We start from the raw sequence: 20,660 nt of genomic DNA, 5'->3' as shown, positions 1-20,660 counted from the left end.
ATAGAGAATATGAAAGATAATTACAAAATATATAGAAGTGTATTGTTGATTTTATTCTTGTTTATAAAAGTCAGTGTATTAGCACAAATGACTAATTCTTCAGGCGTAAAGATTAGACCAACAAGCTCTACAAGTAATAGGTCAGTCTCAGGAAGTGAGTATATTTCTCCAGAAGAGAGAGCAAACGCTTATGATACAAAAGAAACTACTTTTACGCAGGTTAAATCAACTACTCTTGTAGGTAGTGTTTCACCTATATTGACTTTAATACATAGCGAGCTCATTGATGGAAGTAAAAATGTTTATTACATTAAATTAACTAGTTCTGAAAGTGAGTCTCTAAACTACTTGTTAGGTGGATATGTAGGAAATTTTCTTACAAAGGTTTTACAAGGGTTATTACTAGGAGGAATACACGAAACAACTTTTACTGTAAGTCAAGGTAATAATGTTGTCTTTGCAGTAGGTTTACACAATTATAAAGAGAGTGATGAGGCTAAAGTTCGTTTTGTAAAAGATGCATATGGTAATTATTATGCTAGAGTAACTGCAGGAGCAAGCTTTGATCGTATTGCTATTCAAGATAAAACAGCTGGTATACTAGGATCTCATTTTGTTAATATTTATGATTCATTTTATTATTCTGTTTTGCCTTCTTGTCCTGAAATACTCACTAATTATAAGTCTAGTAATGATGTTTTAACATTACTAGGAGAAAGTAGACCTATTAAAAATGAGCAAAATGCAATTGATAATGATCTTGCATCCTTTGCTAGTGTAGGTAGTTCGAATTTATTAAATTTAGGTATAGATAGTCAAATTGAACAGTTCTTTTATCTTCCAGAAGAAACAAATAAAAAAGTAGTACGTATTAAAATGCAATTACCTTCCGGTCTTTTAAAAGCAAATGTTGCCTCAGGAGTAGAGGTCCTCTTCTATAGTAATAATACAGTAGTGAGTACAGTTAAGGTAAATCAGAATGTTTTAAAGGCAGATGTATTAGGAATTATAAATGCAGGAGGAAATACACCATTTAGTTTTTTAGCCTCTCCAGGAAAGGATGCAAATGGCAATTTAGTAAAGTATGATAAGATTTCTATCAAAGTTAAAAAACCTATTTCGGTAGGAGTATTAACTATAAATGGTGATTTACAGATTTATGATGTTGCCTTGGTCGATGCTGTTGCTAAGACTGTTAAAATGTGTTCTAAAGAGTTTGTAATCGCTGGGATTCGCCAACGAAAATTTGATCTAACTCATTTGATACCAGATTATAATGAGAATAATGAATATGTTATTGTAAATCAACAACAAAAAGAGATTCTCTTTAAAACACAAGCTGATAAAGATGCAAATAAGTGGCAACCTTTAGGTACTTATTATATAAAAGGTATCCAAACCTCTGAATACTGTCCTAATAGATATGCTAGTTTTAATGTTCAGGATCAAAAAGAGTTTTCGATTCAAGGAAAATCCTCTATAAGTGTTAAGCTAGATTCTGATGGGAATGGTGTAGCAGATGCATCAGTCTTTTTTAATGCGGCATTGTATGAATCAAATTTACCTAATAATTCAGGTGTTCAAATTTTTGATGAGTTAACAAACGCAAATGTAACTGGACAAACAATTTCTTTTGATAAAATAGGAACTTATAATTATTATGCGATTTCAAAGAATGCAATTGCAGATAGTAATGTAACGTGTGATATTGTAAAGCGAATAACTGTTTATGTTTATGATAAACAAGAATGTGAATATAGATATAAACAAAAAATGGCTACTCATGTTACTAAGGGGAGTATTTTAACTGGAGCTGTATTAGATGAATCAAAAGCTATTGATCAAGACTTGTCAACATTTTCAACAATATCTAATCTAGTTAACTTAGCGGGAATAGGTACTGCATGGGTAGATTTAACATTTGATAATGTAGTGAATACGCCCATAGTTGCAGGGACTCCTATAACCATAAAGCTTGGACAACAGTTTAGTTTGTTAGAGTTAATAGGAGGAACTACTATTCAGGCATTAGATAAAAACGGAGCTGTTATAGGGCCACTTATTTCAATAGGAGAATTAGATTTGGTTAATGTATTGGCAGGGGATAATGTATTTGAGTATACTTTTATTCCTAAAGACAATATGGGAAATATGATTAACTATGGAGGTGTTAGAGTTTTAAATGGAGGCTTATTAGGAGTAGCTACATCAGCAAGAGTATATGGTGCTTATATTGATGAGCGCATTTTGGTAAGTTCTTCAGAAGTGTGTGAAAGTAATATAAGTATCAATGGAGCAACAGCACATCTATTGTTAAATAAAACAACTAAGGATGTACTCTATGGAGTAGAAGATGCAGGTATAGGTGTAGCCACTAGTCTTTCAGGGGTGTTAAATCCCTATTACGCAGTAGACGCTATTGAAAATAATACAAATTTGAATGGAACCCCTAATTATGATACAGCAGCAGTTTTTAATACTTCAGCTTCAGTTTTAAATCGTCAAAAGTTAGTAGTTAAATTTAAAGATTTGGCTAGGCCTGGTGATAAAGTTCAGATTATTATGAGTGCAGAAGGAGGGGTTGTGTTGGATTTGAATTTGTTAAGTAATTTTTCTATTCAAAGATATATGGGAAGTAAACCCATTGGAGAAGAAGTACATTCAAATGCCTTTGAAATTATTAGACTAGATCTATTAAAATTAATCAGTAATCAGGCTAAGGATAAATATGCAATCACTCTAGAGGGAATTGGAGCAACTTTTGATCGAATAGAAATACGCATGGATAATGTTGTTTCTGTTAATCTACTAGGGGTCAAGACCTATGTATGGGATGTTTCTGTACTTCCAACATTAACTATGCATTTAGGTAATAATAATCTATGTATTACAGCTCCATTAGAGATTGAAAAACTAGATCCTTGTACAACATATAATCTTTCTTTTGCCTATGCAATACTTAGCCCTACTGTTAACCCTGATACAGGACAGTTTGATATAATTGGTTGGAATGATATTCCCAATTCTTTACTTTATCAGATTAATAATACTCAAGATAAACAGCAATTTGAGTTGAAAAAGACTTACAGCAAGTATAGTAAAGTAGATAATCTTTATTTGAAGATAGACACCAAAAGACAAGGGTGTAGTTTTGGTAATACACAATATTTAAAAGTAATAGTCAAAAATTGTGGAACAATTGTAAATCCATTAATACGTACAAGACTAGAGTAATTAACCTTAAATCATAAAACTATGACAAGAAATATTATGAATATACTAGGGCTGCTCATAATAGTAGTTTTAGTACCTAATAAGGTTATTTATGCTCAATCTAGTGAATCAATTACTGTTAATATTGGTCAATTATCTATAATGCCTAATACTGTGGTTAGCACTTATTTTGATTTTAAAAATGGCAATCTAGGCTCTGTTTTTAATAATGGGGAAATTCAGTTTTATAAGAGTTATCACAATGATGGTTTATTTACTTATACGACAGGTAACACAACCGGAATAGCTCTATTTAAAGGGAATCAATTACAGAATTTGACAGGTTCTAAACCTTCAGAATATTTTGATATTGTCTTTGATAATAGTTCTTCTGAGTATCCTTTTGAGCTAAAAAATGATTTTTTAATTAATGGAAAAGCTAATTTTATTCAAGGCATTGTAAAGGTAAATGTGGATGCAGAAGCAAGTATATTATTTAAGGAAAATGCCACACATACTCAGGTAAGTAATCAAAGTTATGTTGATGGAGTAGTTGACAAAAAAGGAAACAAGGCTTTTACCTTTCCTATTGGTAAGAATGGATATTATCGTTATGCAAGTATTTCTGCTTCGGAGAGTCTAATTGATTTGTATTCAAGTGAGTATTTTTTAAATAATTCTAATTTACTTTATCCTCATCAAAAGCGTGTAGGTAACATAGAGGTGATTAACACGAAGGAGTTTTGGGTAATTAATCAAGCAAAAAAAGGTAGTGGTTCTGTTATTATAACTTTATCATGGAATAATAATACAACTCCAATTGAATTATTAACCAATCCAGAGAAAGAGTTACATATTGTTCGCTGGGATGTTCAGGAGCAGCTCTGGGTAGATGAAGGTGGAGTAGTGGATATAGAGCGTAAAGAAATTGCTACACCAACAAGCATTACTAATTATGGCATTTTTACATTGGCAAAAGTAAAGCCTGCTCCATCTTATGAAGAAAAAGATATTGTTGTTTATAATCTTGTAACACCTAATGCAGATGGAAAGAATGACTATTTTATTATAGAGAATATTAATCGTTTTCCTAATAATACAGTTGAGATTTATAACCGTTGGGGAGTGAAGGTATTTGACACGAAGAGTTATGACAGTGCAGGTAATGTGTTTAGAGGATACTCTGATGGACGTATTACTATAAGCAAAAATGAGAAATTACCATCAGGAACTTATTTCTATGTAATAGAGTATGACTTTAAAGGAACTAGAATTAAAAAAACAGGGTATTTGCATTTAGAAAATGAATAAAGTGATAGTTATGAAATTGAAAAAGAGAATTATATTAATAGGAGTATACCTACTTACAGTAGGTATTACTTCTACACTTTACGCTCAGCAAGATCCGCAGTATACCCAGTATATGTATAATACTAATATGATCAACCCAGCTTATGCAGGGAGCCGTGGAACACTGAACGTGTTTGGGATGTATAGAACTCAGTGGGTAGGGCTAGATGGAGCACCTAAGACAGCGAATGTGTCTGTATCTACCCCTCTTGGAGAAAGTGGGTTAGGACTAGGAGTGAACTTTACCAATGATCGCATTGGGGCAATGGATGAGAATAATATCTCTGTAGACTTAGCTTATGCTATTGACTTAAATGCTGATTATAAATTAGCTTTTGGTTTGAAGGGAACAGCTAACTTATTAAGCGTTGATTATACAAAGCTTAATATCCACAATCCTACAGATCCTGTAAGCCAAGAGAATATTAATAATAAGTTTAACCCAAATATTGGAGCAGGACTTTATATGTATTCAGATAAAGCATATGTAGGGTTATCAGTTCCGAACTTCTTGACTACAGACCGTTATGATGATAATGATATCACGACGATGCGTCAGAAGATGCACTTCTACCTAATGGGAGGGTATGTATTCGATGTGAGTGAGAACTTATTAATTAAGCCAGCCGCTTTAGTTAAGGCAGTAAGTGGAGCACCATTACAAGTAGATTTGACAGCTAACTTTTTATTCTATGACAAGTTTACTTTAGGAGGAGCTTATCGTTGGGATGCTTCAGTGAGCGCCTTGGCAGGATTCCAGGTCAATGAAAATCTATTTGTAGGTTATTCTTATGACTTTGAGACTACTGCGCTTCAACGTTATAACTCAGGTTCGCATGAGATCTTCTTAAGATTTGAATTATTTAAGCAGCGTAGTATGATTAATACGCCACGATTTTTTTAATAAATTGAGAGAAGAAAAAACAGAATAAAATGTTTTTGACACGAATAGTTCTTTTGATACTGTTTTTTATAAAGATGAAGTCTTTATAAGTTGGATGTAGAATTTAAGTATATAAGAAATAGTTTTTACAGAGATAAAAAGGATGAATTGTTAAATATAAAATATTTTTTTATTGTCATTAACAGATTAAGTACTAATTAAAAAGTTTGTTGATATTGTTTTTTAAATCAATGATATTGTGTTTATTATGTTTTATTAGGTGTTCTTTTTTGTTAGGAATACTAATAATTAATGTTCTTTTTGTTAAAATGCTCTTGTGTATAACAAAATGATACTTGTTTGAGCGTAGTTGTTTTGAAATTCGTCATAAATATAATTTGAGTAAAGTAAAACGAGTTATAAAACAAATGAAAACATATTAATATGAAATTAGTACATACTTATTTTTACCATCCTTCAAATATTGAGAGTAACGAGGATGTAATTAAGCAATTTGAGGAACAGGGTGTCTCTATGGGCAAGATTCAAGAAGCTTTAGGAAGAACTAATCGTTTTATTGTACCAAAAAATTCAGAAGAAACCACAGTATCTATGGGAATAGAAGCTGCAAAAGGTGTCTTAAAACAAAGTGGTATCTCTATAGAAGAAATAGATATTATAGCTTTTGTAACCTGTACACCAGAGCATCAAATTCCTTGTGATTCCATCTTTATACATAATGGATTAAAGGCAAAGCATAATACGATGTGTTATGATATTAATGTTAATTGCATTGGAGCTTTTGTTGCTTTAGATCAAGTTACCCATTATTTAAACAGTAGTAAAACGGCAAGCAAAGCACTGGTGGTTTGTTCTGAAAAACTATCTAATATTTTAGATACTAAAAATCCTGTAACAGCTTTCTGTTTTTCTGATTCAGCATTTGCTTTTATTGTAGAAAAAGATACAACGCCTTCAGGTTTAGTAGATGTTCTTTATCATACTGATAGCAGTTTTTGTGATACAGTTTTATTTCCTCCTAAAGGGCATTCTTGTTTTATGCCAGGAGAATTAACAATGTGGGATACATCATTTGATGGAAGTGGAAGTGTGGAATTTGCACTGGATAAGATAGAGAGCTTTTTAGCAAAAAATGGATTAACAATAGAAGATATCAGTCTATTCTTATTATCTCAATTGTCTTTAAAAAACATAAAAAAGATAAAAGAGTATTATAATTTACCAGATAAAAAGGTTCCTTTTTACTCTAAAGAGCTAGGTTATTCAGGATCATCTAGTCCTTTTTTAGCGTTACATCAATATCAAAAAGAAGTAAAACCATTAAAGCAAGGGGATTACTTTTTGATGTGGACATTAGGAGCAGGATATCAAGCTGGATTAATGCTATGGAGATATTAATATCTAGAGTGAATAGCCTTTTAATTATTATATATTTGATTAGGTTGTAATAATAAATTATTAATTAGCTATTATGTTTAATAAAGGGGGCTAGTGTAATAGTTTAAATTAGTTTTTTTAAAATCAATCTTTATTATATATTAAAACAACAAAATTTTTTTTTCAACAATCTCTCTGTAAGATTTAAAATAACAGATTATTCCCAATAATAGCCTCCTTTATGGAGGCTATTTGAGTATATGATTAATTTATAAGTCTTTTGTTATTAGTTAAATATATATTATAGTTTTTATTAAAAACCATATCTGTAATTTTAGAGATAAGAAGTGTTAAATTTTTGCTGTGATAATTCTCCCAAAAATCGTTCTTTAAATTAAGTCTCTCTTTTATTACTTTTATAACAACTGGATAAACTAAGATAGAATCAAATCTTGTAATAAATGTTATTTTTTCAATAAAAACTAAAAGTACCCGATACAATAAATTACATCCTAGCATTCATAAGGGTTTATAGCTATTTGTGTGATTTTTTCACAACACTTTTTTCAAAATAATTCACACCAAAATCAGCTCATTTAATTTAACAGATTAAAGAGAAAGCATTGCTTTTTTTGTTGAATAATGGGTAACTGTTTTAATTGATGAAAAATGCCAGAATCAAATTCATTATGATGTGTTTTTAGGTAATTCCGCAATGATTGTTATTTGATTAAACCAAGTAGATTTTGATACTAATATATTCTTAATTAATAGTACTAAGAGTCGCAGATGAGTACCGAAGTTCTTTGTTATCTTTAATATTATGATGGACAATAATAATTTGATGTTTAGGCTTTTTTATGCCTAGAACACTACCTAATTCTTTATTATTAGAAATATCAAGAAACACTAATAGAGAACTATCTAAATAAATACCAAGTAAATTGTTATTGTTTACCTTAAGCTTCTCCAATGGACGATGTATTGTGATTACGCTTAACTTATTATTAGATAAATCTAAATCTTTTAAAACAGGTATTTTATTGCTTTTAGAATAATTAATAAATATACTTCCATTTAACTCATTATAACTTAAGTTAATCTTCTGAATTTTACTTCTAAATAAAAAAGTTAATACCCCAGCTGTTGACTCATTTTTAATGCTATTGTTAGATAAATCAAGTTCTACAAGATTTAATTCGATAAGTTCTTTAATATTATCAATAGATGTGAAGTTATTATATGATAAATTTAGTTTTTTCAAATTACTAGGAAGTTTCTTAGCATCAATATAAGATATATTATTATGAGATAAGTCTAATTCTTCAATATAGGAAGATAAATCATTTGGGATTTCTATAAGATTCTTATTAGATAAATCAAGTTTATTTGACTTTTGTATACTCATGTTTACTTCTCTCTCGCTACCTAAAATACAAGTTGTAGTAAGTGTAAAAAAAGTAAAAAGATAATTTTTAATTGTTTCATATTATTAATTAATCTATTATAAAAAATGTAAGCTTTCCTATTTTAGGACACCTCTAAATTCGGTAAAAAATCTTATTATCTCCAGATTTGATGAAGAATTTAAATTCTTCATCAAATCTGGAGATATATTTTGGGAAGCTTACACTTATGATTGAGTAAATAAAAAATGGCCAACTGATTTATGACTCAAATGGTAATTTTGGTTAAGGAGGGTATATTGAGTAAGCACTGAGAAATTGGAAAAGCTTTACAAAGTATTGAAATAGGAAGAAAGCAATTTTGACAAACTTGTCAATTCTGAACAAGATATTGAGATTGTTTTTTGTGAAGGAAAAGAATCAAAAGTAGAAGCAGGAGAAACTGATAATGGAAATGTTACAGTAGCACTCTGATTAAATTCCCATGACTTGAAAATCACGGAGTGCAAAACATTACCTATCAAAGCGAAGTTTATTTTGTTCTTAAAAAAGTGTTATTCGGATTTAATAATTTAAATTAATTACCTATAAATAAGTGAGTTATTAATTATATGAGTAGGTTTTTTTTAGGTTTAGGAAGTTTTTAGTGATTATGGAATCACTAGTAAAAATTATTTTTTTTCTAATTTAACAAGGCCTTGGTCAGTAGCTAAATATAGATTATAGTTTTTATCAAAAGCCATATCTGTAATTTTAGAGGTAGGGAGCATTGAGTTTTTGCTGTGATAATTCTCCCAAGTGTCTTTCTTTAAATCATACCTAATAAGCCCTGCATTAAAAGTGGCAATCCATAAGATATCATCTTCTTTATCATAGAGGGTATTTGTCAAATCTTTATTAGTAGTAAGTCCAGAATTTTCTAAAGTAAACTCAGTATAGCTTCCGTTTGTATGATATATGATGAAATCCATATATATTTCTTCTTCCTTTTTGGCTTCAAAATTATATAAAGATAGAAAGAGATTTCCTTGGTTATCTTCAGTCATATCAGTAATGGTTTTCTTTTTTATGATAGCGGGAAAAGAATCAGAAGGAATTGGTTTATTGTGCTTATCCATTATAATATTTCCACTAGAGGTACCTATCCAAAGCCTGTTATTTGAATCTCTTTGTGTAAGGTATATATTAGTTGAAGGAAGTTCTTTTACTTTTTTTTGATTTATAAAATTCCATTTTTGATTTTTATAAATAGCAACTCCTTCAGGTGAGCTGACAAAAATTTCTTTAGAAACAGGATTATTACTCATTGTTATAACGTATGTTTCTTTGGATAGACCAGTATTGTGCTTTAGCCATTTATGCTCTTGTATAGAGTATATTTGTTTATTACCATATAACCAAACTATATTATCCGCATCAATTAAAATTTGTGAATACCCAGATTCATTATCATTAAAAGGATCATTATACTGAATTTCTTTAAATTCTTGTCCATTAAAAGTTAATAGTTCAAAATTGGATATTAACCAAACCAATCCAGAATTGTCTACAGCAACTCCCATGATATCATTATCTAACAGATAAGAGTTTTTAGTATCCCAAACAGATATTGTATAATTAGATAGATTTTCATTTTTGTATTGGTAGGTTTTGTTTAATATTTTAGGGGCTGTGGGCTGATCATAGTTTTTTTCAAATTCAGTAAAATCTACTCTAACAATCTTACCAGATATAGTATTGTTTTGAATTTCAAAGACAACATTTATAGAAGTCTTTAGTTCTATTTTACCATCTGTTATAGAAGGAGTCCACTTTTTAAACTTGTTTAGTTTTTCAATTATTTTTTTTGTCACTGTACTATTTGATTCATCTGTGTGACTTATAACACAACCAGTTTTATTAGGAGCTACTAAAACCTGAAATCCTATTCTTCCAGTAAGCTTATTAAGATCTAACTCTTTGTTTAGCTCTTGTTCAAGTTTCGTAAAAGCTTTTTGATCATATCCCGCTAATGTATCACCACAGTCAAGGCAGAACCTATCTATTTTACAGTTTTCTACTTTTACAGGGTACATATACTGCCCATATGAATTAATTCCTAAGAGAAGAAAAGAGAATAATGGTATTTTTTTCATTGTTGATTAGTCGTTTTTTGTGTAAATAAGAATACCTTATATTTACTCGCAAATCTAGTAAATATAAGGTATTAAGAAAATCTTTCTTAAAAGAACCTAATAGTTATTTAAGTAACTTCTAAAGCTTCTTTGAGATGACGTAAGGTTTGTTTACAATAGAATTATGGTAGATGGCATTCGCAAAAGAGATTTTTCTAAGTTATGGGTGGAGTGCCACTAGATGAAGCCTACAAATCACTAGTAAAAATTATCTTTTTTCTAATTTAACAAGGCCTTGGTCAGTAGCTAAATATAGATTATAGTTTTTATCAAAAGCCATATCTGTAATTTTAGAGGTAGGGAGCATTGAGTTTTTGCTGTGATAATTCTCCCAAGAGTCTTTTTTTAAATCATACCTAATAAGCCCTGCATTATAAGTGGCAATCCATAAAATATCCTCTTCTTTGTCGTAAAGTAATTTTGAAAAACTGTTATCAGTAGCAATTCCAGAGTTTTCTATGGAAAATTGAGTAAATGTATTATTTAAATAATAAATAATTACACCACTTTGACCTTGCATATCTTTTTTAATATCAAATTCACCAAATAAGAAGTACAGATTACCATTTTGATCCTCATCCATAGAATTAATATATTTATTTTTAAGAAGGCTAGTGAGATGTTCTAATTTAACTAATTCATTGTTTTTATTAAGTACAACACTTCCATTGAAGGTGCTTATCCATAACTTATTATTAGAATCTCTTTGTGTAAAATTAATTCTATTTGAAGGAAGTTTTTTTAATATTTCTTGATGAAGAAAATCCCATCTCTGGTTATTATAAATTGCTAATCCACCTTCAAAACTTACGAAAATTTCTTGTTTTTTAGGATTTTCTGTAATGTTATAGACACTGTTATCATATGATAAATTTAGTGGGTGTTTTTGCCATTTATGGTTTTTGATAGAATATATTTCTCTATCTTGATTTAACCAAACTATATCATTAGTATCTATTAAAATACGATGATATCCCGGGTCATTAAGAGAATCATTGTATTGCATTTTTTTAAAGTCTTTTCCATTAAAAGTTAGTAGTTCAAAAGAAGATATTACCCAAACCAATTCAGATTTGTCTACAGCAATTTTCATTATATTGTTATTGTGTAAGTTAGAGTTTTTAGTATCCCAAACTGATATGGTGTAATTAGATAGACTTTCATTTTTGTATTGGTAGGTGTTGTTTAAGATTTCTGGATCAGTAGGGTAATCAAAAGATTTTTCAAATTCAGCAAAATCTACTCTAACAATCTCACCAGATATAGTATTGTTTTGAATTTCAAAGACAACGTTTATAGAAGTCTTTAGTTCTATTTTACCATCTGTTATAGAAGGAGTCCACTTTTTAAACTTGTTTAGTTTTTCAATTATTTTTTTTGTCACTGTACTATTTGATTCATCTGTGTGACTTATAACGCAACCAGTTTTATTAGGAGCTACTAAAACCTGAAATCCTATTCTTCCAGTAAGCTTATTAAGATCTAACTCTTTGTTTAGCTCTTGTTCAAGTTTCGTAAAAGCTTTTTGATCATACCCTGCTAATGTATCACCACAGTCAAGGCAGAACCTATCTATTTTACAATTTTCTACTTTTACCGGGTACAAATACTGTCCATATGTATTAATTCCAATTAGGAGTAAAGAGAATAATAGTATTTTTTTCATTGTTGATTAGTCGTTTTTTGTGTAAATAAGAATACCTTATACTTACTCGCAAATCTAGTAAATATAAGGTATGAAGAAAATCTTTCTTAAAAGAACCTAATAGTTATTTAAGTAACTTCTAAAGCTTCTTTGAGATGACCTAAGGTTTGTTTACAATAGAATCATGGTAGATGGCATTCGCAAAAGAGATTTTTCTAAGTTATGGGTGGAATGTTACCAGATGAAGCCAAAATGCAATTGAAAAAACGCCTTATCGATATTGATAAGACGTCTTTTATACACCTGTTTAAGATGAACTAAGTATCAATTTTGATACTTAGTTGTATGCTTATAATTAGAGAATTTAAATTCTAAAAAACTATTTTCTTACATTTTTATAGAAGTACCTAAGTTTTCTCTGCAAGCCTTGTCATAGGCATATTTAGCGGTAATTAAATCTTGGATTGCGATACCAACATTTTTAAAGACTGTTATCTCAGAGTCACTTGTTCTTCCTTGAATTCTACCTAAGATTAAATCTCCGATTTCTCCTTTATAATTCTCCTCTGGTAATAATGCTTTTTCTAGTGGTACAAGGATATCAGCAGTTGAAGAAAAACAAGAATCTTCATGATCTACAAACAAAGAACTATTCATAAAGATATCTTCAGGTAACTCATGCATAGTTGGACTATAGGATCCAGCCGCGTTGATATGTACTCCTTTTTTGAGATGAGAAGTTTTAAATAAAGGCGTTGCAGAAGGGGTAACTGTACAAATAATATCTACATTAGCAAGAACCTCTAAATCATCTGCAGCTATAATCTCTACATCAGATTTGTCTTTGTAGTATTCGATGAATGTTTGAACGGACTTACTGTTCTTAGAACTACCGAATAGATACGCTTTTTTAATAGGCCTTTCTGCACATACAGCTTCAAATTGTGTATACGCTTGTGCTCCAGCTCCAAATAGAGCCATTACAGAGGAGTCTTTTCTAGCTAAATAACGAGTTGCTACCCCAGAAGCACCTCCTGTTCTTAAGGCAGTAAGATGAGAACCATCCACTATTGCTTGAGTAAGGTTGTTTTCTGAGTCAATTAATATAACTAGTCCTTGTATAGCAGGATGACCATTAACACCGCCTTGTTTGCGTATGCTTAAAAGTTTAACGCCTGCTGTATTGATATTGGAAATTAACGATGGTTTAAAAAAGATATCTAGATAGTCATTACCTAGACCTGTTATTACTCGCTCAGGCATTTCAGCTGTATTATTAGATAGTTCAACATAAGCATCCACAACCGTTTCTATTGCTTCTTCTATAGAAACCAATTGTTTTATGTCTTCTGAGTTTAATACTTTTATGGTATTCATACTTTATGTTTTTTGTTTAAAAAAATAGGTTATAAAGATTTCTCTTTTAGTAAAAGTTCTTTATAAATGAGTTTTATTGTTTTATAGAAAACAGAATGCTTTCTATGTATGATTGAAGTTTCAATATATAAAAACAAGAAAGGATAACCAAATTTTTTTAATTGACAGTTTTCTTTAGAGTTAATTAAATGGGAACTGCCTGAGTTTTACAGAAGTCTATATGTTAACCTAAAAACAAGGAACCACCTTATGGTGATTCCTATTTTATTTAAAAGATGAGTGTTGATAATTAGAAGGTTATATAAAACCTTGCTTTTTAGCCTCTCTCAGTAGACCACTATTTTCTGTTACATTAAATACCTCTTTTAATAGTCCGATATTACGCTGTACAGAACTTAGACTCTTATGAATTAAAGTTGGTATTTCTTGAACTTTATACCCCTTGTCTAATAACATTAAGATTTGGATATTGTCTTCTTGAAGCAAGACTGCACGTTGATTCATAGATATTAGAGCTTGTTGTGCTTTGCTAGACCTATAGATATTTCCTTTTATTGTGTTTTCTATTGCTAGGATTAGCTCATCTGTATTTACATCTGATTTTATCAGTAAAGCGTGAGGTCTTACTTTTTTATGGATATTATATACGATAGTAATTTCCTCATGTGCAGTAATCACTAATATTTTTACCCCGTCGTATTTATCGGCTAAGAATTTAGCTAAGTCTATTCCATTCTCAATATCATTATAGGGTTTACCTATATTGTAATCTAGTAGTAAGAAATCTACTTTTTCTACAGTATCTACCAGTGTTATGGCATCTTCTATATTAGTAGCTTCATAGAAGACAGGAGCCTCATATTTGCTTTGGATAATAGCTTTATAGCCATTGATAATCATTGGATGATCATCTATGATAAGAAAATTGTAAGATAGCTTCATTTATAAAAATTAACATTTTTGAAGTTTTTCAAGTCATTAGATTAAAAAACTCATTTGTATTTTTGAAAGGATGTAAAAAAGTAGTGTAGTATGGTACACTGCTTGTCATATAAAGTAAAAGTATAGAAGAAGAATAACAAAAGAAAATAATATGAACAAAAAAATTATTTATGCTTGTGCTGCTATCTTGAGTTTAACAGTTTACTCATGTAGTGTTGATCCTTTAGAGAAAGAAAGCAAACCTCTAAATGCTTCAGACTCATTTAAAGGTGGGGAGTTCAGTACAGTAAGAGATTCTATCCAGACAAGATCATTTGGACAAGAAATGGAAAGTGCGGATAATATTGATAAGTCTGTTGATAAAGGAAAGAAATAGTATATACATCTGAATTAGTTAGTCTAAAAGATTAAAGGTGTCATAGATTTATTCCATCTGTATATACGATGTCATCGAATTTATTTCGATTTTTTTTTTAAGAGAGGTTATCGCATAGATAACCTCTTTTTTAATGAGGTATATTGATGATAATTACAGTTCCTTGAGTTGTCGAATTGACCTCTAGTGAGGCATGAAGCTGTTTGGCTCTATTACTAATATTTTTGAGTCCATTACTATTCTTAACTTTAGAGTAGTTAAACCCTATTCCGTCATCTGTGATGGTTATTCTATCACTAGTCTCTGTTTTAAAGATAGAGATTATACAGTTTTTAGCTTGGGAGTGTTTGATTACATTCTGTATTGCTTCTTGTAGTATTCTATAGATATTTATTTTATCATCATAGCTAACCTTATCCCATTTATAGTTTTTGGATATGATAAGTTGAAACTTTTGAGATTCGGTACTGTTTTGAATGACTAATTGGGAGATAATCTCTGAGAACCCTTGTTGAATAAACTCGTGATTTTTGAGGTCATGAGAGATTAGTCTGATTTGATTTTGTACTTTTTCTATTTCATTAAGTATGGGAAGGTTTTCTTTAGAATTTCCCAAACTTAAGCGAATGATAAAAAGAGAGTTAATGATTCCGTCATGTAGCTCCTGACTAATTCTCTCTCGCTCTTTCGTTAAGACATCTTGAGATAATTGTTCTTGATCTAATAGTAGCTTGAATATTAATTCTTTATTTTCTTGATCTTGCTTTAAGAAGGTATATTTTTTTATATTATTTCTGTATAGAATGATAAATAGTAGAATAATAGCTATTAGTACAATGATGATAGAAGTGATCAGTAGTTGAGAATTCTCCTTTTTTAGGTTGACTATATTCTTTTCTAATTTCTCACTTTCATATTTAATTCTTGCAAATTTATTTCTCTTACTGATCTGTAGTTTATTGATACTGTCATTAAAAGTATAATATAGACTAATGTATTTGGTAGCGTCTTGTTTGTCTGTTAAACTAAGTGCTTTTAAGCTTTTTAAAATAGTATTATTGGCTTTGTTTTTAGTAGAAAAAGCATATGCTTTTTTATAATATTGAATAGCTTGTACAGTATCTTTTTGTCTAAGAGCCAATTCGCCTAATCTAAAGTTGTTAGCAGATATACTTTGTTTATATTTTTTTTCTTGACTGATTTTTAAAGATTCAAGTAAATTTTTTTGCGCTTCATTAGGTTTATTTAAACTTGTATTTAATGTTCCTAGGTTGGTTAATAAAACAGTATATAGTTCATTTTCAATAGTTAATTCAATAAGTATATCATATCCATAGGTTAAATAAGTTTCAGCATTAAGATAAGCTTTTTGGTTTAAATATAGATTACCTATATTGTTGTAACAATGTGCTTTAGATTCAAGAAAACTTTCATTAGATATAAGCTTATTATGGTATAAATACTCTAAGATATGAATAGCTTCTGAGTAATAGAGAAGTGCTTCATTAGGCTGTTGATTTAGATCTAAGATATTACCTAAATTTAAGTTTATTTCATAGAGCAATCTATCTTTTGGTAATCTTTCAAGAATTTCAAGAGCTTCTAGTGCTTTATTTTCGGCCTCATTGTATAATCCTTCTCTAAATAAAACTATAGATTTATATTGTTGCATTTTAGCAACGTCTACATAAGATTTAGTATTTAGGTATATCTGTTCTGCTTGGTCAAAGTATATGTATGCACTATCTAATTGCATTTTATAATCGTAGTAATCTCCGATATACCATAATGATTTAGCTACTACTAGGGAGTCATTGTTCTTAGTTGCTATTTGATTGATTTCCTTAGAATATCTAAAGTATTGATCATATAGCTCTAGATTATATGCTTTAGAAGCGATATCGATTAATTGTGGGCTCCTAGGGTCTGTTTCTTTCGTTATTGCGAATAAAGAGTCTAGTGTATATTGGTTTTCGAGTACTGACTTCTCATTAGATTCGATATTGTCTAATATTTTTTGATTGCTAAAGTGATTTGTTTTTACTGTTGTTTTTTGACAACCAAACATGCCTATAATTAGCAAGCTACATAGGATGTATTCTACATAGTGTCTTACAGATATTCGCTTACAGTATTGAGTAAGAGTGTCAAGTAATGCTAATAGGGAAGAGCGAGAATACATGGTTAGATTTTTAAAAAGATTCAGGTTTGACTAGTGTGATGAAGGTAACTCTAGTTGTAGTAAAAGTAGAATAAAAATATATATAGCACAAATAGAGAATAAGATGAAGTCTGTTATAGAAATCAATGTAGTTAAAACTGATTTTAAACATGATTAACTTGATGAAAATGTAGATAGGGGTATTGTGTTAAGATGTTGAATTATAGCTTGTTTTGTGATTTTATTATCTTTAAATGGCTTTGGAATTAATATTTTATTAACATTTTTAAAGTTTTAAACTTATACTTTCTTAAAGTATGAATTTGGATATAAGTTATAAGCGAGAACACCACTATATTTGTACCTGTAAATGCTAAGCAAATACTCAAAGTTAGAAAAGCGTTATGAGAATTACTATATAACATGAAGAATGATACAATGTTTAGTAGTTTATTTTATTAACTATCTGCCCAATTGTTGTTTCCAGATAAATCGGGTGGAAAAGAATAAGTAGCTAACTATATTGTATATTATAAAGTCACTAAAAGACGAAGATGGTAATTGTGGGGACAAATATTGAAATAGATTGTATGGTATACTATTTTAATATAACCATCTGAGTCTACTACCTAATATAGGGAGTGACTTTATTTTTCTTCAGCGATGAAAAGTATACTTTGTATCTTTTTAATTATGATAGCCGCTAAGGCTATATTCATTACTTATTTACTACAGAAGACATCTGATTACACTTCGTAATTAATAGTATATTTGTCTCTGGTCTAAGGTTCCTCTTAAACAGAAAACTACAGTTGTAATATTTAGAATCAACTATGCACAAAGTGTTTGGTTGAGGGGGATCTTGGTTTAATATAGAGAACAAAATATCACAATATGTATTTAGAAGAAGTATATCCTCAATATAAGGTTGAGCGAATTGAAAATAGTCTATTATTGCCTTATCCTTTGTTATTATTAGCTGATGAGACTGTCCAAGCGATTGATAAGTATGTTTTTGATAGTGATGTATACGTTGTGAGAGAGGGTAGTAGTGATTTAGCAGTATTCTGCCTGTATCCTATAGATAAGAATATCGTAGAACTAAAGAATATAGCGGTGTCTGCTGAGCTTCAGGGCAAGGGAATAGGGAGTCTGTTGATAAAAGAGGTTATCCGACTTGCAAGAGTAGGAGGCTATTGTCAGATCATAGTAGGTACAGCAGATTGTGGAGTAGATCAAATACGATTTTATGAACGCAATGGCTTTGTGAAGTATGATGTAAAGAAAGACTTCTTTATAGAGAATTATGAAGAGCTAATTATAGAAAACGGTATTCAGCTTCGCGATATGGTTATGCTAAAAATGAGTATATAAATAAAAAGCCCTTGTTAGAAATAACAAGGGCTTTTTTTAGTGATCCAATCAGGATTCGAACCTGAGACCTACTGCTTAGAAGGCAGTTGCTCTATCCAGCTGAGCTATTGGACCATTTAATCTTATAAAATAGATTAAAATTATCTATCAAAATTGATAGTTTAGGATAAAAACTCCTTAACTTAGAAGTGTTTTAGTGATCCAATCAGGATTCGAACCTGAGACCTACTGCTTAGAAGGCAGTTGCTCTATCCAGCTGAGCTATTGGACCATTTAATCTTTATAAAAGAGATTAAAAATTGTCAATTTTAGAAGGTGTATACCTTGTTTTTTTTGACGTGGCAAATATATTGCTTTTTATTTAAAAGTACCAAGGTAAAATATTACTTTTTTTTGTAAAAAAATCAATGGTTTGATATCAAGAGGTTTATAATTGAAAAAAAATGTCTTTTTCTTTGGTTTTTCTTTATTTTACAAGGGTTTTGATGACTTTTATAGTTTTGGATTTCATCAGTTTTCTCTAATTATCCTTTAAAAGTAGGAGTTTTCTTGTTTAGAATAGAATGAAGTATACACTATGTAAAGCATCTGTTGTATCAGATATTGAAGAGATTTCTTGTCAAAAAATAAAAACAGAATATAAAAGTAGAACTATTACTGTACAGTTATAGCAGTATGGGATGAGTTTTAATAGCGTTGAGTCCGTAGTGAGTCCGTTATGAGTCCGTATTGACTCCGTTAAAAGAGGCATTTAAACGGAGGCAGTATTGAGTCATGATATAGGTAGCACAGTTTTATTCAAAGGAAGATAGGAATATAATAAAAGCGAGAGCCCAACCATTTGGTTGGGCTCTCGCTTTATTTTATTATTGCTTTAAAATTGTTGCAAAATTGTTGTCAAAGATATTTACAAAAGGATCTATGATAGAACCATCTTTGTCTAATAGCATACATCGCTGTATCTTCGTGATGATCCATTCATCTTTCATTAGGTTAAAGTCATCAGATCTAAGCTCTATAATACCATTAGAAGGGTAGCGCTTTAATATACTTAACCACTCTCCATGTTCACCATCGATGCAGATCGATATGATTTCTATATTTGGCATTTCTGCTTTTAATTCTGCAGCTATCTGATGAGCTGCATCAGCATGAGCTATTCCATTTTTTGTCCAGAAGAACATGAGAGTTCTCTTATTGATAATAGAATTGATAGATACCTTTTGATTTTTAGTATTCACTAGAGGAACTTCAGGTAACTTCTTCTCATATTTAAGATTTTGAATCGCTTGTTGGATCTGGATGATCTCATTGTGTTGATTCTTATCTGTAGATAGTTCAAAGTATCGCTCTAAGAACTTATCATTATTATTTAAGTTCTGATCCTCTAATAAGTAGATAAATGCAATATTGTCTAGGATAGCATTTTTAACTTTATCATTTCTGATTAAGGTGTCTACTATATTAAGCTTATCGATATATTTATCAAACTTATTATCTGGTATAATGTTTTGTTCAGGTTCATTCACAATAGAGTTTAGCATAATGGCTAGGTACTTCGTGAATGAAGAATACTTTAATAAACGTTCATCATTGAAATTTATTTTTTTTCTAAACCCATAGTAGTCCACTGGGAGTTTATCTCTTACATCTTCATCTGTTCTCACATAATGTGCAGTAGGATAAAGCTCTTTTAATGCAAAGAAGTGTAAGTCAAGCTTTGCTTTTGCATATAGGTCAAAGTTGTCAGACCAGTTGATAATAGCTTTATTTCTTAGATAGTAAGTAGTTCTAGCTGCATGTACAGAGTCTATTCTTTGACTAAATTTCTCTGGAGATACATCGAAGGCACTATATCCTTCACTCTCATCCATGATATTTCTGACCGTTAGATTCATTAAGAAATTATTTTTTTCGGCACCTCGTCCAGAGAAGATAATAGAATGGTCAAAATCTCTTGAGTTAAGGCGTAGCGTCAGACTGTCATTTTTATCAAAGTAGATATATTGAAACTCAGGATTGTGCTTATAGATATACATTCCTGGTGTTAATGAGTCGAATTTTTTATAAAATTTATTGTTTTCGTCTAGGAACAAAGTGTCTAGGACTTCATTGTCTTTGCAGAATAAAAGGTAATTAGAAGTAGGATTTATAATCTCACCTTGTATATAAGCACTATAATCTTTAGGATCGAATTTCTTTTGACAAGATGCAAGAAGGCTTATAAGTGGGACAAAAAGAAATAATAAATTTGTATTAGGTAATTTTTTCTGCATTAGCTAAATGACTATTTGTTCGAGAGATAATATAAGCAAATTTAAGTTTTACGGGAGTTTTATCTTGTTAATGATTGGTTAAAGT

At 30.1% G+C, this 20,660-nt stretch carries 13 protein-coding genes and 2 tRNA genes; 6 read left to right on the top strand and 9 right to left on the bottom strand.

The window, feature by feature from the left end; genetic code table 11:
- The first annotated feature begins 9 nt into the window (after nucleotides 1–9).
- The 4 genes from MPR_RS12080 to MPR_RS12065 all read left to right on the top strand — a co-directional run bounded on the left by MPR_RS12080 (nucleotide 10) and on the right by MPR_RS12065 (nucleotide 6,865).
- Nucleotides 10–3,234 (top strand): hypothetical protein, encoded by a 3,225-nt coding sequence (locus MPR_RS12080; RefSeq protein WP_041892941.1) that lies wholly within the window; start codon nucleotides 10–12, stop codon nucleotides 3,232–3,234.
- Between the two features lie 21 nt (nucleotides 3,235–3,255).
- Nucleotides 3,256–4,524: a T9SS type B sorting domain-containing protein gene (locus MPR_RS12075; RefSeq protein WP_041892939.1), complete on the top strand. Its 1,269-nt coding sequence runs from the start codon at nucleotides 3,256–3,258 to the stop codon at nucleotides 4,522–4,524.
- Between the two features lie 10 nt (nucleotides 4,525–4,534).
- Nucleotides 4,535–5,467, top strand: coding sequence for a PorP/SprF family type IX secretion system membrane protein (locus tag MPR_RS12070; protein ID WP_041895484.1), 933 nt, complete (start codon nucleotides 4,535–4,537; stop codon nucleotides 5,465–5,467).
- A gap of 423 nt (nucleotides 5,468–5,890) precedes the next feature.
- Nucleotides 5,891–6,865, top strand: a complete 975-nt coding sequence (locus MPR_RS12065) for a 3-oxoacyl-[acyl-carrier-protein] synthase III C-terminal domain-containing protein (RefSeq protein ID WP_041892937.1) — start codon at nucleotides 5,891–5,893, stop codon at nucleotides 6,863–6,865.
- Nucleotides 6,866–7,607: 742 nt separating this feature from the next.
- Here MPR_RS12065 and MPR_RS18200 read toward each other — a convergent pair.
- From MPR_RS18200 to MPR_RS12035, 5 genes are all read right to left on the bottom strand, one after another.
- Complete coding sequence (locus tag MPR_RS18200) at nucleotides 7,608–8,252, bottom strand: leucine-rich repeat domain-containing protein (protein WP_052472737.1); 645 nt, start codon at nucleotides 8,250–8,252, stop codon at nucleotides 7,608–7,610.
- A 669-nt stretch (nucleotides 8,253–8,921) separates the two neighbouring features.
- Nucleotides 8,922–10,385 (bottom strand): two-component regulator propeller domain-containing protein, encoded by a 1,464-nt coding sequence (locus MPR_RS12050; RefSeq protein ID WP_041892936.1) that lies wholly within the window; start codon nucleotides 10,383–10,385, stop codon nucleotides 8,922–8,924.
- A 247-nt stretch (nucleotides 10,386–10,632) separates the two neighbouring features.
- Nucleotides 10,633–12,090, bottom strand: coding sequence for a two-component regulator propeller domain-containing protein (locus MPR_RS12045; RefSeq protein WP_041892934.1), 1,458 nt, complete (start codon nucleotides 12,088–12,090; stop codon nucleotides 10,633–10,635).
- Between the two features lie 366 nt (nucleotides 12,091–12,456).
- Nucleotides 12,457–13,446, bottom strand: a complete 990-nt coding sequence (locus MPR_RS12040) for an ornithine cyclodeaminase family protein (RefSeq protein WP_041892932.1) — start codon at nucleotides 13,444–13,446, stop codon at nucleotides 12,457–12,459.
- A gap of 297 nt (nucleotides 13,447–13,743) precedes the next feature.
- A complete protein-coding gene (locus MPR_RS12035) occupies nucleotides 13,744–14,388 on the bottom strand; it encodes a response regulator (RefSeq protein ID WP_041892930.1) in 645 nt (214 codons plus the stop codon).
- Between the two features lie 151 nt (nucleotides 14,389–14,539).
- On the opposite strand from MPR_RS12035, the gene MPR_RS12030 reads away from it, so the two are divergent.
- The gene (locus tag MPR_RS12030; protein ID WP_041892928.1) at nucleotides 14,540–14,764 is read left to right on the top strand and encodes a hypothetical protein; all 225 of its coding nucleotides are present in this window, start codon (nucleotides 14,540–14,542) and stop codon (nucleotides 14,762–14,764) included.
- 130 nt (nucleotides 14,765–14,894) lie between these two features.
- On the opposite strand, the gene MPR_RS12025 is transcribed toward MPR_RS12030, so the two are convergent.
- A complete protein-coding gene (locus MPR_RS12025; RefSeq protein WP_041892926.1) occupies nucleotides 14,895–16,946 on the bottom strand; it encodes a tetratricopeptide repeat-containing sensor histidine kinase in 2,052 nt (683 codons plus the stop codon).
- 873 nt (nucleotides 16,947–17,819) lie between these two features.
- On the opposite strand from MPR_RS12025, the gene MPR_RS12020 reads away from it, so the two are divergent.
- Nucleotides 17,820–18,299, top strand: coding sequence for a GNAT family N-acetyltransferase (locus MPR_RS12020; protein WP_041892924.1), 480 nt, complete (start codon nucleotides 17,820–17,822; stop codon nucleotides 18,297–18,299).
- A 40-nt stretch (nucleotides 18,300–18,339) separates the two neighbouring features.
- On the opposite strand, the gene MPR_RS12015 is transcribed toward MPR_RS12020, so the two are convergent.
- The 3 genes from MPR_RS12015 to MPR_RS12005 all read right to left on the bottom strand — a co-directional run bounded on the left by MPR_RS12015 (nucleotide 18,340) and on the right by MPR_RS12005 (nucleotide 20,575).
- Nucleotides 18,340–18,413, bottom strand: a tRNA-Arg gene (locus tag MPR_RS12015).
- Nucleotides 18,414–18,496: 83 nt separating this feature from the next.
- Nucleotides 18,497–18,570, bottom strand: a tRNA-Arg gene (locus MPR_RS12010).
- A gap of 595 nt (nucleotides 18,571–19,165) precedes the next feature.
- A complete protein-coding gene (locus tag MPR_RS12005; protein ID WP_041892922.1) occupies nucleotides 19,166–20,575 on the bottom strand; it encodes a thioredoxin-like domain-containing protein in 1,410 nt (469 codons plus the stop codon).
- Between the last annotated feature and the right edge of the window lie 85 nt (nucleotides 20,576–20,660).

Source organism: Myroides profundi (assembly GCF_000833025.1).
GTDB lineage: Bacteria > Bacteroidota > Bacteroidia > Flavobacteriales > Flavobacteriaceae > Flavobacterium > Flavobacterium profundi_A.
The sequence above is the reverse complement of the archived record's forward strand: the minus strand, read 5'-3'. Positions and strand labels throughout refer to the sequence as shown.